This is a genomic window from Pseudomonas sp. HS6, from assembly GCF_023375815.1.
In the GTDB taxonomy this organism is placed as follows: Bacteria; Pseudomonadota; Gammaproteobacteria; order Pseudomonadales; family Pseudomonadaceae; genus Aquipseudomonas.
In genome coordinates this window covers 6405713-6422556 of record NZ_CP067412.1, presented here as the reverse complement: position 1 = coordinate 6422556, position 16844 = coordinate 6405713, and the positions used below count along the sequence as shown (strand labels likewise).

Here is a 16844-nt window from a genome sequence, read left to right as displayed (position 1 = left end):
TGCATGACGCCGTACAGATTCAGCCGCGACACCGGCAGGGATCGCAAAGCGCGGCAGTATACCCGAGCACTCCCCGGCAAAGGGTGCCGCCGATAAGAAGCTTGTGGGCGCAAATGTGCCTTGCGGCTGGCTTGAGGGCTCAAGAAGGCCTAGAATTCCCGCATTGTTTATTCCCCCAAGGTAGCCCTTTAATGTCCTTCGCCGAGCAACTAACCCGCCTGCAAGTCTTCCTCGACGCCGACGAACTGCATGAAGAGGCGCTGGACTACGTGGCCGCTCACGGTTACCTGACCGCGCTGTCGATCTGCGCCGACGTGGTGCCGGATCGTGAGTGGATCGACGCCCTGTTCGCCGAAGAGCCGCATTACAGCAGCGAAGCCCAGCGCGAAGAGATCGAAGCCACGCTGATCGGCCTGAAAGCCCATATCGCCCGCCAACTGGCCTCCGATGAAGAATTCGAGCTGCCATGCGAACTGGATCTGGGCGACGAGCCGGACGATTCCGAACTGCGCGGCTGGTGCATCGGCTTCATGGAAGGCGTGTTCCTGCGCGAAGCAGCCTGGTTCGAAACCGCCGAAGAAGAAGTCAGCGAAATGTTGCTGCCGATCATGGTCGGTTCGGGTCTGTTCGACGAACAGCCCGAGTTTGAAGACATCGCCAAAGACGCCAACCTGATGGACGACATGATCGTGCAGATTCCGGAAGCCCTGACCGCTCTGTACCTGCTGTGCCAGGCGCCTGACGAAAAACCGGCGATCCTCAAGCCACGTCACCACTAAGATCCGGCCTATGGACAACCCCATAGGCAACCGCCCCCTGATGTTGCGCTACATCCTGCTGGCCATCGGCTGGCTGAGCGTGGCATTGGGGGTGATCGGGATTTTCCTGCCTGTTCTGCCCACTACTCCCTTCCTTCTGCTCGCAGCCGCCTGCTTCGCCCGCAGCTCCCCGCGTTTCTATCAATGGCTGGTCGAGCATCCGCGGCTCGGGCCATGGATCCGCGACTACCTCGATGGCAACGGCATTCCGCTCAAGGGCAAGGTCTACGCGATCGGGCTGATGTGGGCGAGCATTCTGTTCTCGTGTTACCTGGTGCCGCTGGTGTGGGCACGGGGGTTCATGTTGACCAGCGCGGTGTTGGTGTCCATCTATATCCTGCGGCAGAAAACCCTGCACAAACGCTGAGCGCTCAGCAACCGCTGGTCGTAAAACCCTGCTCACCTGTCAGATCTGACAGTACCCCTCCCTCCCCTCCTCAGGTTCAATAAAAAACCGTCTGCGATCCCATTGCGTGCTCGTTCAGGAGTTTCGTCATGCCCACCCACAGCCCGCTCCTATTTCCCGATCTCGACAAACCCGGCACGCTGGCGCTTCGGCCCATGCAGATCAGCGGTGCAGTCACGCCAATCGAGGACGCCGATGGCGGGATCAATATTGTGGTGGTATCGGAAAGTGACAGCGGCGTGTTGTGCGTAATTGTGGCGTACCTCGACATGCTGGAAGGGGATAAAAATGTTGTTTATTGGGACGACGTTCCGGTGTTCAACCGAATGGTTGAACCGGGGGAAAAAGACAGGCATCTGTTTTTTTACCTGCCCAAAGCGCTGTTCACTCCCGGCCTGCATGAATGCTTTTATGAGTTGACCCGCTTCGGCGCAACTGCGCCGGACGATCCCTCTGTGTTGTCACTGTTTCGGATCAAACTCACCAGCCCCGGGGGCCGAGACAAGGAACCTCATCTACCGGACGGGCACTCCGAACTGCACATCGCGCAACTGCCGCAGGACATCATCGATCAGGGAGTGATCGACGCCGACTGGGCGAAAAAAGGCGTTCCGCTGACCGTCCGTGCCTACCCGGAAATCACACTGCGAGACACGATTCTGATGCGCTGGGGCAGCCATACCCTGGCGCCGCACTTCGTCACACAAGCTCAGGCGGAGGGCAAGGATCCCATCGTGATCGTCGCAAAACAGGAAGACATTCTGGCCGGTGGCGACAGCGCGGCACTGGAAATCAAGTACGACCCTCACGACGAAGTCTGGAACTGGTCTTCCCGGCACTCCAAACGCACGGGGATCGCCGTCGACGCCGGCGCCTGGCGCCTGCCAGCCCCGATTATCAAGGAATCGGTCAATGGCATCATCACGATCATCGACTTGAACCAGAAGGACGTCACGGTCCAGGTTCATATACAGGGCTCGGATTTCGCGCTGAACGACTCGGTGAAAATGACCTGGATCGGCACTCCCTTCAGTGGCAAGCCGTTGATTCACACGGAATCCAAAACGGTGGCGAACATCCCGAGTGTCATGGACTTCCCAGTGCCTTACGCGCAAGTCCGCGCCATCGCCATGGGCCGGGCCGATGCCTCCTACGTGCTGACGAAAGCAGACGGAAGTCCGCCGTTATCCTCCAAACGCGAATTCGCCGACGTGGTGGGCGACGTTTCGATGCCGGAAGCTCCGACGATTGACGAGTTGGTGGGCGACATACTCGAGTCGGACCGACCTTACGCCACGGTGCGAATCAGGTACGCAACCATTGCCAATGGCGATCTGGTCGCCATGCACTGGATGGGCAAAAAGTCCAACGGCCAGCCCTATGTCCATGAAGACAGTCACACCGTCAGTGACAATGAGGCAAAAGAAGGCGGTTTCACTGTTTACGTCGACAAAGAGCACATCATCGTGCTCGCCAAGGGCAGCCTCGATCTTTGGTACACCGTGTCCAATGACAAGCCGGAGCTCTACGGCGTCAGTGATTCGGAGCATTTGTTGGTCAAGGTGCAAGCCGTCACAGCGACATTGCCAAGACCCGAGGTGGAGGAAGCCAACAAAAATCCGGATGTACTCGATCCTTCCAAAGTCTTCGACGTCGTCCACATACGGATCGAGAATCCGCCGACGCAAAAAGACGACATCGTGACCTGGTACTGGCAGGCGACCCATCCATTGGGCAGCATCAGCGACTGGGTGCCCATCACTTCGCTGAGCGCCGGTAAACCGCTGCGTTTCCGAGTGCCTGCGGAGTACGTCACGAGCAGTATCGGGCAGTACGTCAAGGTGAGATACACGCTGTGGCGCCCCTCCACTCAGCGCTACGAACATTCTGCAACGCTCGATCTTCTGATAGGTGAACTGGTCGGCGAGCTGCCCTCACCCAAAGTGGTTCAAGCCCCCGACGATGTATTGAACCCCAGGGATGGCCTCAACGGCGTCGATGTGCGCGTCAGTTATAAAAGCATGAAGCCGGACCTGGATACCATCAGACTCAGATGGATCGGCACTCCGGGTGACGGCACGTCACTTGATCTCGAGTTGCCGGGGCATGCAAGCGGAGCCGTGACGTTTCGTGTAGGCAGCCCTGTGATCGGCGCCAACATCGCCCGACGGGTAAGCGTCGGCTATGACGTTTCACGCTATGGCTTCACCACTCCCTCAGAGTCGCTGGACTTATATGTTTCCAACTTCCCGGACCCTGAAAACGACTGGCCCCGGCCTCAAGTTCCCTTGGCAGTGGCTGATGTTCTCGATCTGATGACGTTCAGCGGGGATGCGAGAGCTCTTGTACTCAAATGGTCGTTCATTGCACTCCAGCAACGCCTCTGGCTGAGGCTGGAAGGCAAGACAGCGGCGGGCGGCGACTACGTCATCCGAATGCTCGATGGCGACGAGATCACTCTTGGGCAAGTCGCCAGCGGACTGAATGAAGTCCTGCCCAGATCCGAGTTGATGAAACTGGGACACTCCACACAGGCAACAGTGGTTTGCAAAGTCGCCTTCGACGGCAGTACGAAGGAAGATGAGGCCATCGGCTTCCCACTATATAGCTTGACGGTCAGAACCCGTTACGACTGGGTGACGCCTGTCATCACTGGTGTGACAGATGCCCGAGGCGATGTCCCCGAAGGCGGAAAGACCCGTTACAAGGAAGTCACCGTCGAAGGCACTGCAACTCGCGATGAAACGGTTGAGCTTTTTGATGCAGTTTCGACATCCCTGGGCACCGCGTCCGTGGATGCAAAAGGCGAATGGACCCGTACCATCAGCGGTTTGATCGAGAAAACCTACAGCATTACCGCCAAGGCGTTGTACGACGCCGATCCAGTGACCAGCAATCCCAGAACCTTCGAGGTCAAGTTCGCTGAAACCCCGGAGATCAACAAAGTTATTGACTCCAGAGGCCTGGTCGCACACAACTCCATCACCTACGACAACAGTGTCGCGATCGAAGGCAGCGCTACACCCAACGAGCGGATTCAGCTTCAACAAAGCGGGACTCCAGTCATCGACCTCCCTGTCGACACAAACGGAATCTGGCGACATACACTTTCCGGATTGACGGTAAAAAGTTACGTACTCAATGCCAAGGCGCTTTATGACATTCAGCCAGAGCTGAGCCCGCCCTATCCTTTCCGCGTCGAGCAAGCTGTTACACCGACCATTTCTCGCGTGGTCGATGTCAAAGGCGACATCGAAGCGGGTGGGACGACCTACTACAAGAGCGTCACCCTGCACGGCAAAGCCAGTCCCAATGAAAAGATCACGCTTAGAGATGGAAACACCCCGATAGAAACGATAGATGTCAAACCAAGCGGCGACTGGGAATATTCCTACGGCAATCTGACGTTAAAAACTTACAGTCTGACGGCCAAAGCCGAGTACGGCAGCGAACCTGTATCTGCACCACCGAGGGTGTTCACCGTTGCCGCTTTCATTTCCCCGAGCATCACCTCGGTGACCGACAGCAGAGGGACGGTAAATCAGAACGGAACCACCTATGATTCAACGGTTGCTCTGCTGGGACAGGCGACGCCCAAAGAACAGATTCAGGTTTACAACAAAGGCACAGCTATCGGCCCGCCTGTCACTGTCGGTGCCGATCGGCAATGGCGCTCGACTGTCACAGGGTTGGGAGTGACGTCACACAGCCTGTCGGCAAAGGCGCTCTATCCCGTTAATCCGGTAGAAAGTCAGCCGTTCAACTTCAATGTTGCCGCCCACACCCCAGTGACGATCACGTCTGTGCACGATGGCATCAGCGAGCTGCAGAACGGTGCGGAAACCAAAAGCACCTCCGTCACACTGCGAGGTAATGTCACCCCCGACCACGAGGTACAAATCTACGACAACAACACGCCCAAACACTCGGTGCGTGCCATAGGCGCTACCTGGAACACAACACTGGGCGTCGGGCTGGGCCCTCACTCGATCACGGCGAAGGCCGTGAGCACCGGGCAATTCTCGGGGGCGCGCACGTTCAGGGTCATCTCGCCGATTCCTCCACTGAACTTCAACACCAGCCCGGTGACATTGAGCGGCAAGATCTACCTGATTCCAGGCAATCCCGAAATCCTCCCGGCTTTCGGTGCGGGAACTTCAGTGCATCACCAAGCATCCGGGGGGCAGCCCGGTTATATCTATACCTCCAGCAACACGAGCGTGGCTTTCGTTGATCGCTCATCTGGACTGGTCACGGTCAGAGGTCGCGGTTCTGCAACCATTACCGTCACAGATGCAGCCAACCAGTCAAAGAGCTACACCGTGAGCGTGACTGGCGTCATCCATTGTATCGGCGTCGGACAGGGAACCTGGACAACCATGAGAAACAATGCTGCCAACAACGGCGCTCGATTACCCTCCCTGGGCGAACTCAGGGAGATCCATAACCTTTATGGAAGCCGTTGGCCCATGGGGAATTATTATTACTGGTCAACAGATCTGGCGGCCTCGTTTCCCATAATCCGTTATTACATGAAAAACCTCGTCACCGGAACGGAAGCTCATGTTCAACATTACGGTACCGCAAACGGGGTGGGCATAAGATAAAACGGCTACGATTGCAGAACGCAAAAAGCGCCTCATTGTTCATGAGGCACTTTTAAAAGACTCAGCGACTTACCAGCTATACCGCAGCCCCACATTCCCCCCCCAAGGCTGTTCGATATGCTTGCCATTGGCGTAATCCAGATCGACATGCACCTGCCATTTATCCGACAACGCCACCGCCACACCCGTACCGAACTCCGCCCGTGAACCCGACAGGTCGTTGTTGAACACGTTGTTGTTGACCTTCACCTCATTGTTGTTCGCAAACTCATGAGCAATGGCCGCGCGCACATAAGGTTGTGCAACAGCACCGTTGCCAATGTCGAAATTGCGCCCGAACGTGGCGCCAGCCTTGCCCAGCAATGAGCGGGTGCGATCACCATCGGCCTGCATGTCGTTGTCCAGGCTGAAGCGTTTGCCCTGGATCTGCGCGGCCGAAAACTGGGCGAAAGGCTCGATGAAATAATCGTTGCTCAACTTGATGTGACGACCGACCTCCGCCGATGCACTGACACCCCAGTTATCGTAATCACCCTTGGCACGCGTGCCGTCGCTCAAACTGACCTTGGCCTCGTTCTGGAACCGGTTGAATTTCAGCACACCGTCAACGTAGTAACCGGTGTCGCGGTCCATCCACGTCACGTAGGGCCCGAAGTAGTAACTCTTGACCGTGCCCGAGGTGCCATGTTCAAGACTCAGATCCGATTGACTGTACCCCCCCATCACGCCCACCAGCACATCGCTGTCATTCACCCGGGCATCGGCTCCGAGGGAAAGCCCTTGCTGGTTCTGCTTGTACGCCACACCAGAACTTTCGGACACGTTGTACTGGTTGCCATAGGTGCGTGCCCAGGCGCCCGGTTGGCCACCGTTGAACCGCAACTCGCCCATGCGGCTGCGCAATGAACTGGCTTCGCCGTACAACAGGGTGATCGGAGAGTTGAACAGGGCCAGCACCGCACTGGCGCCGGGACTGATTACCTGGGTGGTCGGATCGAGGAACCACTCAGTGCCGCCCGTTCCTCCCGGTCGCTGGGCCAGGTCATAGGACCAGGTACCCAGATCCACTCGCCCGCCCGTCAGCGCAAATTGCGCATCGCCAGCAGCCGTGTGCACCAGGGTCAGTTGCTGTGGATTCACCGCATCCAGGCCGGACGCCGCCACCAGCAAACCGAAGTTCCCGGTCGCCACTCCGGTGACATTGAGGAAGTCATGCTGCCCCGTAGCGAAGTTGCCCTTCATGGCGAACGTACTGGAACCATCCGGCGAGCCGGCGAGCGTACCGACGTTCAACTGGTAGAAGGTATTCGGCACATCCTGCGCACCAAAGCGAACCGTCCCACCATTCATCGCGAGCGTTCCTACGGTGTCGTTGCCCGTCAGGGTCCAGATCGAACCACTGTTGACGGTCACGCCGTTGACCTTGTCGAGACGGCCGGTGAACTGCGAACTGTTCTGCAGGGTGACGTTGGCCGTGGAGCCGTTTTCGACCAGCACATCGCCAGTCATCCGGCCTTGATCGAAGGTCAGGTTGCCGGTGCTGTTGCCGGCGATGTTGATGTTGCCCTGCAACTCGCTGTTGGCGACGGTCATGGCGGCGGTGGAAGCGCCCTGGACGTCGAGCAGATTGTTGTTCCCGGCAAGCAGCCGGGCGCCGTTCGACAGGTTGATGGTGGCATTGGTCCCGCGATCAACCAGAACCGCAGAACCGTTGACGCCTTGAACAGTGGAGTTATCCAGAGTGAGCGCACGAGCGCCGATATTGGCCGTATCGTTGACCATGCGCACGCCTGTGGTCTGTCCGGTGATCTGTGTCCCGGCGGAGGCATTCACCTGCCCTCCCAGAATGTTCACGCCGATGCCGCTCGTACCCGCGCCAGTCACTTGCGTATTGACCAACGACAAAGTGCTCAACCCGGTGACCTGTGCGCCAAAGACGTCACCGCGAATTTGACTGTTGGAAACATCCACAGTGGAGCCGCCAGCGGCAATCGAAGAACGGTTGACGGCCAGACCGATGTCGTCGCTGGTCACGTTGGCCTGGTTGATGGTGCCTCGGCTGCTGGTGACCATAATGCCTTCGACGCCGGGATTGCTGACGACCGTGGCGCCATTGATGGTCAGCGTCGATCCGGATTGGACGGTAATTGACTGGGTGGTGGCGCCATTGACATTCAATACTGCGTTGTTACGCACCAGATAATCGATCGGCGTTGTCGTCGAATCGATATCCAGCGTCGCGTTATCGACAATGGTGGCTGCCAATATGCCGCCGCTGGAAATGGCTGGCATGACCATCAGAACGCTCAACACGTTTTTTACAGAAAGACGTTCAAGCCGCCCGCCAAATATTCTCATGACTTACCCACCTCTGATATGCCTGTGCAAGAGTGCGAAATGCATTTGCGCAAAGAAATAGAGCGCGGAAACTAATCGGATTCCTCACAAAAAAATGTAGGGCAAGTCCGATAAACAAGGAAGAAAAATCCCTGACACTGATTTTATAAAAAAACGGGAGGCAACAACCTCCCGTTTTTTTCTTTCAAATACTACAAGGTGTCGTATCACCATTCCTCATGAGCACCCTGACCAAGTGTCGCACTGACGGTGTAGGCCGCCCATCAATCACGGCGTTATAACTCACCGCCCCCCATGCATTTCCTGTATTAAGAAACTGCTGATACGGAAAGCGTATGGTAAAACCATTTTGCACATCCGAAGAACCCGGCTGATATGTAACTTCATCCTTATTATTCGGTATCACAGTATTACCAGCGGAATCACTGTAGCCCTGATAAGTAAAAGTCAAATTCTGACCTTCCAGTTGCGGCTCTCCGCCCGGAATAAAAACCTCGATGCATTTTATAAGCACTGGATGGCTTTGCAATGAACGGCAATTCAAATAACCAAAATCCGGATCGAGATGTTGGAAGGTTGCCTGAGGCACACTCCCCGGTCTGATGAACACATCTACATCCCGTGGCATTGAGCGCTCTTCGTTATCGTTCACATCAGGATTGGTGACCTTATAAGTCACTGGAACTTCAGTGCCGTTCCCACCAGCATCTACAACTGACCAATCAATTGTCCAATCCAGGCCAGTCTCCGTACCATCCAACTGAAGAACACCGCCTTCAGCGTCTGTTACTTCAACCCCGTTCCAGATCAGAGTGGCAATATCCTTATCCTTGATACCCGGGTAAGCGGCCGCTGTTACGTCAACATCCTGATCCTTGTCCTGCTCCGTCAAAACGTTTACCGCATTGCCGCCCGCACCTTGAACATCGACTGGAAGAAAATCGGGATTTGGATCATCTGGACCTTCGCCGTCCCCTGGCCGACGCAGATCGACTAGTACAGCGTCGTTTTTGGGGGGAGTACTGGCAGGATGCCGAATCGTTCCACGTTTTATCCGATAGCTGACCTCGATGGTTTTTTCTCCGAGATCACCGTTATGCCAGTACGAATAAGGAACCTCTACATAAGTAGGGAAGCCAGCGATTTTTTGTGCTGGCACTACAACGCCATCGACGGTGACCTCAAGTTCATCACCGTCCACAAAATTGTCGTACTCAGCTTCGATCCCTACTCCTGGGCGCATCCGAGCGTCGGCGAGGTCAATCTTCTTCGGTGCCGTGTCGTTATCAAACAGCGGAATACTTGGATCCTCCAAATTCGCTGGAGGGTCCGTTAATGTTACGCTCACTTCTTTGAAAGGCGAATTTTGGCTCCTATTTCCTTTTCGATCTGTTCGATAGTAAAAAATCGCTCTCACACCTTCTTCAGTTCCGACCATTGCGGTCGTCAGTCTAAAGGTAACGGGAGCAAGAGGATCGACAACAGGAAAATCTCCTACATGTACCGGTGTCGGAAATGTCGAGCCAAAAAAACATTCATACTTGTCCCCTATTTTTCTGTCGGCGACCGTTGGCATGGTAATCAGGACAAAACCGTTGGCATCCAGATAAGGCTTGGTAATCCCGTTGGCCTCCACCTCCGGAGGAAGAATAACAAGACCGCTGACATCAGGTGGCGTAGTGTCGATATAGATGGGCAGATCCGGAATAGGTTTCGAGTTCCCTCCATGATTGAGCACATAGCTCAACGTGTGAGGCCCGGAAACATTCGTAAAACCTGCCGGCAACTCCATGGGAATTTCAAGAAGTGCAGGATCGAGAGGGGTTTTATATGTAAACCGGGGACCTCGCTGAGTGCCATCCCAAGTCAGATTTATAAACCCGTCAACAGAAGGATCATCGTCAGCCCCGTCGAACCTGAGGACATTCACTTTCAATGCAAACCCTTGATACTGTTTGGGCAATTGATTCGGATCATCGTCACTTTCATCAGGCAGCAGCGGATTGTCATCATCCAGCACAGGCGGCTCAAAGTCCGCTTTCGGTGCATTTCGGAGAATACTCAAATAACGCTCACGACTTTGTACCGGGGTCAACTTAATGACATTGCTCATCTTGTTCATCCTTTCAATGACTTGATTAAATGACAAAGGGAATTACAGCCCCGTGTCAGAACACCTGGAACCAACCGCAAATCAAAAAACACTGCATTGGCACGACTGTGCGCATCAGCAGTTATTACACGCACCAACTTCCTGAAACACCTGTCCTTCGGCGAAATCACTGATCACAAAGATCCTTATCCGGCCCACAGACTTCCCCGCTGGGCATGGTTCTATTGATGACCACGAAATCCGGCCTCGACTCTCCCCGCCCGCCATTACTCTTTCTCAAAAAGTAACGACAAAGCGCCGATCCGTTATTGACCATGGGCGCAATCAACTTTTCATAGTCGGTCACCAGCACGTCAAATCCATTGCGTGCCTGATCAAAACTCAGCGTCGTTTCGAAAGAGTCCACGACGCCCGGAATAGGGGAAGTTCCATTAGGGCCCAGACACCCTTGCCAACGCAGCTCGACAATGTCGTCCTTGTCGAATTCGGCATTCCCTTTGACATGGACCTTTACATGCACCCACAACCGCGGGTTGGCGCAGCAATTGAGTACCCCTTCCCGCCCGCCATCGGGGAAGGTCGGCTCGGGCAGATTCCTGATGATGATGATTGCCACGTTCACCAGGGTCGTCGGGGCCAACTGCTGATTCACACCGTTATCGGTGACGTAGCGCACGGGTAGTACGGGGTTTTCCTTGTCCAGGTCGATAAACGCCCAGGGGATGCTGAAGAAAATGATCTTCCCTGCCGTGTCCCCGGGCTGAACTTCATACTCCGCGACGGGTGTGCCGATGGCTCCCCAATACAGAAAGACTTTTTCCCCCGGTACGGGATTGTCATGAAGCGCCAGTTGACCTTCGGCGGGCAATTCGTAGTCATCGGGCAGCAGCTTGTTCAGCTCTTTGGAAACGGCGCCGTAAATCTCGACCTTAGCCAGCCTGGTGTTCAACAGTGCAGGTGCGTCGGGATGGTCTTGACCCGCGACTGTAAAGTTGTAGGGCACGGTTGTTTCAGGTGACGGCGGCGTCGGTATCCCGCCCCGGCTGACGCGGTAGTCGACATGCGCGTCCATGGGCCCGAGCCCGTCAGCCGTCAGCGTTGGCCAGGGCACGGTCGCGGTGAGTGGAAATGCCGCAGGATCGACATCGAGCGGTGCAAGATCATGACCGTTCCACCGGATCAGAAGTTTGTCGGAAGCATCCGGATTGTCATAAGGGTCGATTTCAACCGTAACAGCCTTCTGGTTCGTGGCCCCTTCGCGGGCATGCTCGCGGTCGATCAATCCCCGGATCGACAAAGGCACACGAGGCGGCTTGAGGTTGCCGGGCCCGGGTCTCAGATCGACAAGCACCGGCAACAGCGTGGAGCGCGGCCCGATGTTGCCGGCCCAGTCACGCAGCCTGTAATAAAAATAACGTGGGCCGTGCCCTCTGGCCCGAATGTCTGCTTCATAGATCGTAATAAACAGCAGTCTCTGATCAATGTCCTGCTGGCTGAACGCTTGCTCGCGAATTTCCTGCTCTAAGTCCGGCGGGTTGTCGTTGTCGGTCAGGAAATAGATCGCACGGTCCCGTGCCCTGGCATCCACATAAAACGGGACTTGAAACCTGACCTCGCCAAAACGCGTGAGATAGTCGTCGGTAATGACGTTACCGGGAACGTTCAGCAATATCAGGGCTCTGGGGCTCTGCCCATCATCCGGGGGCAGCCGATCGACCGTCACTCGAGTATCAAAGGAATATTGCTTGTTCCCACCGTAATTCAACTCGTAGGACAAGGCGTAAATGCCATGCGCCAGCTTGTCCCGCGGGACTTTCAAGACCTTCTCACCCGGCGTATCGAATGTCTCTTTGTACACCGGAGTGAACGGGCCGCCCTCCAGCACCCAACTGATGGTAATGATGTAAGGGATAGGATCAGCGAAGGGGGGCGGTATCCAGTCGGGGACAATCACCTGCAGATCATCGCTTAAAGCACTGCGCGGCAGCAGCCCATCGGGGCTTTCATCGCCGTTCTCATCCTTCAGAATGATCGGAACCCTGGGTTTTTCCAGTTCGGGATCTACAGAGTCGATCTGGTTTTGAGTCACCGGCATTACAGACGCCCTCTCACGAAATGGCCACGCCTCCTGAACATCTGCACGTTATCTGCAGGTTCAGGATTCGTTGCTCTGACGTGATTTAACGGCGTTGCACATTCGCTGGCTACTGTCAGAAATTACAGGTTTTGCTACCGCTCGTCGGAGATTGGGGTCGCAGTCAATTCGGCAGAGCGGCATAAACCGGAAAAGGGGACGCATTTATTTACCAGACCCAACCATAAAAACCCGCAACCCCGATCACTCGGGACGGCGGGTTTTGTCGTTTCAGAGTTCGGCTCAAACCGTTCGTCTTAAACCAACGCTTACCTGTAATTTCTGACAGTAGCCAACTCCGCCACAGCGCCGTTCAATGCCTCCATCGTCCTGCCATTCGATTGGAGTTCGCGCCATGGCTATCAATAGCAAAAGCCCCGCTGGCTCATCACCGCTGGTACTCAAGGAGCTCGACGTTCCCGGGCGCACCAGCCCCGTGTCGCAAGCGCCGGATGTCTGGGGGCTCAACATCGCGGCCGTGCAGGACAACTTTCCCAGACAGGGCTTGCTGTGCCGGGCCGGGCCGTGGGGGGTCATGAGCCGGGGCGACAAGTTGGTGATTTCCCTGGGCGGGCAACCGGTATTCAACAAAACCGTCGACGACAATGATGTCAACACCACGCTGTCGATGTTTGTGCCCGCCGCCCGCTTCACTGACGGCGCGTCCACACTGGCCTACGCCGTCACCCGACAGGGCGGAACGGCCGAACCGTCCGAAGTGATGCAGGTACGGGTCAAGCTCACCCGTCCCGGTGGCCATGACAGCGACGAAGGCCCCGGTCACTCGAAGCTGAAAATGACCATCCCCAGGGAAATTCTCGAGGGCGGCATCGACAAGGACAACATCGCGGCCGGTGTGCCGATCCGGATCGGCCCCTCTGACGACGGGCCGCAACCCTACCCCAACGCAGCGGCCGGCGACGAGATTCAGGTGACCTGGGGCGGTGTGTTCGTGCTCTATGGACCGCTGACTCAGGATGAGGCCGACGGCAAAGTGCCGGTTATTGTTAAGGTCACCGAGCAGGACATTCGCTGTGCCGAGGACTCCGGGGAGGCCGGTCTCGCCGTGGCCTACGAGGTCTACGACATTGTCGAAAACCGCGCCGAAGACTGGAGTTACGAACAGCGCGTGGTGGTTGCGGTCGACGCCGACAGACTGGGCGCACCGATCTGCAAGGAAACGCTGAACAACGTGCTGGACGCCGACAAACTGGGGGATGCCGATGGCACGGCGCAGATCCTTGCCGTGGACGGCAGCAAGTTCAAGGTCGGTGACATCCCCATCGTCCGGCTCAAGGGCACACCGGTTGAAGGGGCACCGATCAACATTGAGGTCACCGGCACGCCGCTGGTCAGCGTGCCGAGCATCCCCGAAATCAAGATATCCAATGCCGCGTTGCGGCAACTGGCCAAGACCCAGATCGGCTTGTCCTTTCGCCTGAAAAAAGCAGACGGCTCTGCTGACCTGCTGTCCAAGACCCAGTTCATCAACGTCATCGGCGAGATCCAACGGTTGCAGGCCCCGGTCGCCCTCGACGCAGCACAGGGCGCCCTCAATCCGGAGCTGGTACAGGCCCGCATCGAGATTCCATTCGACAAATCCTTTGCTGCCGGCCAGGCGATCAAGCTGTTCTGGCTCGGCACTCGGCCTGACCTGAGCACCTACTTGCCCGACCTGCCACTGCGCCCGATTACGCAAGGCGATATCACGACCGGTGCGCCCTTGCTGATCAACGTCCCCGGCCTTCATCTGAAACAGATCGAAGGGGGCAAACTGGAACTGTATTACCAGTTGCTGATCGAGGACGCGGTGCTGGGGACGATGAACCGTGTCAACGCCACCCACGCCATCCGCGAGTCGATCCACGCCGAGAGCCTGAACGTCGGTGAGCCGAGGAAAGAGCTGCCGGAGCCGAAAGTGGATGGCGTGGTGGACGGCGTATTACCGGCAGATATGGCCGGCACCACGCTGACCGTGGAATACCTGAACACGGTCAAGGATGACGAGGTGACCTACTTCTGGAATGGCTCGAAAACCGGGCCGGACAGCGACTCGGTCAAATTGTCCTCGTTTACCGCTGGCCAACCGGTGCCGTTCACCATCAAGGCTGAGTTGATCAAGGGTAATGAAGGCGGGACGGTCGAGGCGTCCTATTCCATCAAATGGGCGGATGGGCGGCCCACCAGCTATTCCGATGTGAAGCCGTTCAGTGTGGGGGTGGCGCTGGACCTTACCGCCCCGAAAGTCAAGGAAGCGCCGAACGATACCAGTCTGATCCCCAATGCCGCGAAGGATGCCCTGACCGCTATCGTGGACTACGTGGGCATGCTGCTCGGTGACAAAATCATTGTCACCTTCACCGGTGCGGCAGGTACGCCGGCGGGAGGCTCACACACCGCGCCAGAAAAAACCGTCACCGTGCTCGGGGCGCAGGAAATTCCGCTGGCCAACAGTGTGGTGGCTTTCAACCTGAACAAAGCGGTGACGGTCAGCTACACGGTGAAACGCGGCAGCGGTGCACCGCTGCCGTCGGATACCCGTCCCCTGGCGGTGCAGTCGCTGGTGCTGGATCTGTCGAACGTGCCGAAGATTCTTCAGGCGGCCAATAACGGTGATGGGCAGGAGCTGGATCTGGATGCTATCAAGTCATCGGCAACCTTACGCGCCCTTGGCTGGCCGTTGATTGCCCTAAGGCAATATGTATGGCTGAAGTTCAGGGGGACACTCAGCGATGACAGCCCTTACGAAAAAGCGCTCTGGGCCCAACCAGGACCCGTAACCAATAGCGGCTGGGTGACCAACGGATATTACGACTCTGGTCTCTCTACTACTTTTTTGAACGAATTCAAAAATCTAAAACATGATTCATCGTTTTCCATTGAATTCAAGGCTGCGTTGGGAAGCAGCACGATCGAAGCCGACGCGGTGTCTTTCCCGGTGCGGACCTACATGGTCAAGGCTATCGCGGATGTAAAACCGGTGATCACCCGAGCAGAAGACTCCAAAGGCGTCGAAATCCTGCCTGGTGAATTCACCGTCGACACCAACGTAACGCTGATCGGCACGTCGGCCCCAGGCCAGAAAGTCCAGATATTCGATGGCCCCACACCCGATGGCCAGCCAACGGCCGAACTCGTTACCGGCATATGGAGGCACACACTCACCGGCCGCACGCTTGCACCTCACACGTTCACGGCACAAGCGCTATACGGTTCAGGGCAGACATCAGACCCGCGCACGTTGACCGTAGTTGAGGCTATTGCGCTGAGCCTTACCTCGTTGAGAGATAACAACGGCGAAATAGGAGAAAACGGCGAGACCACAAGCACTATCATTACATTACAGGGGCGCTTCACCTCTGGGCACCAAGTACAAATCTATGACAATGACGCAGGTAAACACACGGTCACCGCAGTCGGCCAAGTCTGGGACGCTACCTTGTCCGTTGATTTGGGCAGTCACTCGATCAATGCCAGAGCTGTCAGCACCGGTGAGTTTTCTAATCGACGCAGCTTCAGAGTTATCTCGCCCATTCCGCCACTGAGATTCAATACAAACCCAGTGACCCTAAACGGCACAACCTATCTGGTTCCTTCACATCCGCATGTTCTTCCAGTTTTTGATTCTGGAACATCGGTGCATCATCCAGCCACGGAAGGAGTACCGGGTTATACCTATTCCTCCAGTAATCCAGCAGTCGTCGTTGTTGACCAATCAGGGCTAGTGACGGTTAGAGGCCGTGGAACCGCGACCATCACCGCCAGGGATGCCGTCAATCAGTCCAAGAGCTATACCGTATCTGTAACAGGTGCTATTCATAAGTGCTTGCACGTTGGGGTTGGAAATTGGGGAGTGATGAAGGCAAAAGCCGAATCCATGGGGACGAGGTTGCCAACAATAGTAGAGCTACGTGGGATCTATGCTGCCTACGGTAATCGTTGGCCGATAATCAGTGTTCACCGTTTTTGGTCAAGTACTACAGTTGGCAACAAGTATCAGGCACTAGTTTTGGCTACGGGCGTCGAGGAGACCGTTCCAGACAATTACGGTGGGGACACCGTAGGACTTCAATGACTACGTTTGTGAGAAAAAAAACGAACAAAATGGGGACGCATTTATTTACCAACCCCAATCATGCAAGCTCGTCCTCTCTTTAATCGAGAGGGCGGACTTTTCCGTTTTACCTTCAGCCCTCGGGCTTGTTGAAGAGTGTTGAAGGTTGTGTCCGCAAAGCCACGCAACCTTGCGCCTTTGCCTACGCATCCGCCAGAATCCGCCGGCTTGTGCGCCTTGGGGGCGGGTTCTATTGTTTGGCGGTCGCTGAAAAACAGCGATCGGGTTTAGCAGCCCGGTTAACTTCAAGGCACGTTGGTGTCGCCAATGTTTTGTTATGGCGGCTGACGTGGG

General features: G+C 56.2%; 7 protein-coding genes. 4 read left to right on the top strand and 3 right to left on the bottom strand.

What is annotated here, in order from left to right; translation table 11 throughout:
- Positions 1 to 191 precede the first annotated feature (191 nt).
- From JJN09_RS29065 to JJN09_RS29055, 3 genes are all read left to right on the top strand, one after another.
- Positions 192 to 779, top strand: a complete 588-nt coding sequence (locus JJN09_RS29065) for a YecA family protein (RefSeq protein WP_085710385.1) — start codon at positions 192 to 194, stop codon at positions 777 to 779.
- A gap of 10 nt (positions 780 to 789) precedes the next feature.
- Positions 790 to 1185 carry a YbaN family protein gene (locus JJN09_RS29060; protein ID WP_096822241.1) on the top strand — a complete coding sequence of 132 codons (396 nt, stop codon included), beginning with the start codon at positions 790 to 792 and terminating at the stop codon, positions 1183 to 1185.
- 128 nt (positions 1186 to 1313) lie between these two features.
- Positions 1314 to 5831 carry an Ig-like domain-containing protein gene (locus JJN09_RS29055; RefSeq protein WP_249484863.1) on the top strand — a complete coding sequence of 1506 codons (4518 nt, stop codon included), beginning with the start codon at positions 1314 to 1316 and terminating at the stop codon, positions 5829 to 5831.
- Between the two features lie 69 nt (positions 5832 to 5900).
- Here the strand turns inward: JJN09_RS29055 and JJN09_RS29050 are convergent, their stop codons facing one another.
- The 3 genes from JJN09_RS29050 to JJN09_RS29040 form a co-directional block, all read right to left on the bottom strand.
- Complete coding sequence (locus JJN09_RS29050) at positions 5901 to 8129, bottom strand: autotransporter outer membrane beta-barrel domain-containing protein (protein ID WP_249484862.1); 2229 nt, start codon at positions 8127 to 8129, stop codon at positions 5901 to 5903.
- Positions 8130 to 8373: 244 nt separating this feature from the next.
- The gene (locus JJN09_RS29045; RefSeq protein ID WP_249484861.1) at positions 8374 to 10302 is read right to left on the bottom strand and encodes a hypothetical protein; all 1929 of its coding nucleotides are present in this window, start codon (positions 10300 to 10302) and stop codon (positions 8374 to 8376) included.
- Positions 10303 to 10468: 166 nt separating this feature from the next.
- On the bottom strand, positions 10469 to 12397 hold the full coding sequence (locus JJN09_RS29040; protein WP_249484860.1) for a hypothetical protein: 1929 nt from the start codon (positions 12395 to 12397) through the stop codon (positions 10469 to 10471).
- Between the two features lie 394 nt (positions 12398 to 12791).
- Here JJN09_RS29040 and JJN09_RS29035 point away from each other — a divergent pair, with 394 nt between their 5' ends.
- Positions 12792 to 16511: an Ig-like domain-containing protein gene (locus JJN09_RS29035; protein WP_249484859.1), complete on the top strand. Its 3720-nt coding sequence runs from the start codon at positions 12792 to 12794 to the stop codon at positions 16509 to 16511.
- Positions 16512 to 16844: the final 333 nt, after the last annotated feature.

Coding starts and splice junctions, on each gene's coding strand:
- JJN09_RS29035 (WP_249484859.1), top strand. CDS start 12,792: ATGGCTATCAATAGCAAAAGCCCCGCTGGCTCATCACCGCTGGTACTC.
- JJN09_RS29055 (WP_249484863.1), top strand. CDS start 1,314: ATGCCCACCCACAGCCCGCTCCTATTTCCCGATCTCGACAAACCCGGC.
- JJN09_RS29040 (WP_249484860.1), bottom strand. CDS start 12,397: ATGCCGGTGACTCAAAACCAGATCGACTCTGTAGATCCCGAACTGGAA.
- JJN09_RS29045 (WP_249484861.1), bottom strand. CDS start 10,302: ATGAGCAATGTCATTAAGTTGACCCCGGTACAAAGTCGTGAGCGTTAT.
- JJN09_RS29060 (WP_096822241.1), top strand. CDS start 790: ATGGACAACCCCATAGGCAACCGCCCCCTGATGTTGCGCTACATCCTG.
- JJN09_RS29065 (WP_085710385.1), top strand. CDS start 192: ATGTCCTTCGCCGAGCAACTAACCCGCCTGCAAGTCTTCCTCGACGCC.
- JJN09_RS29050 (WP_249484862.1), bottom strand. CDS start 8,129: ATGGTCATGCCAGCCATTTCCAGCGGCGGCATATTGGCAGCCACCATT.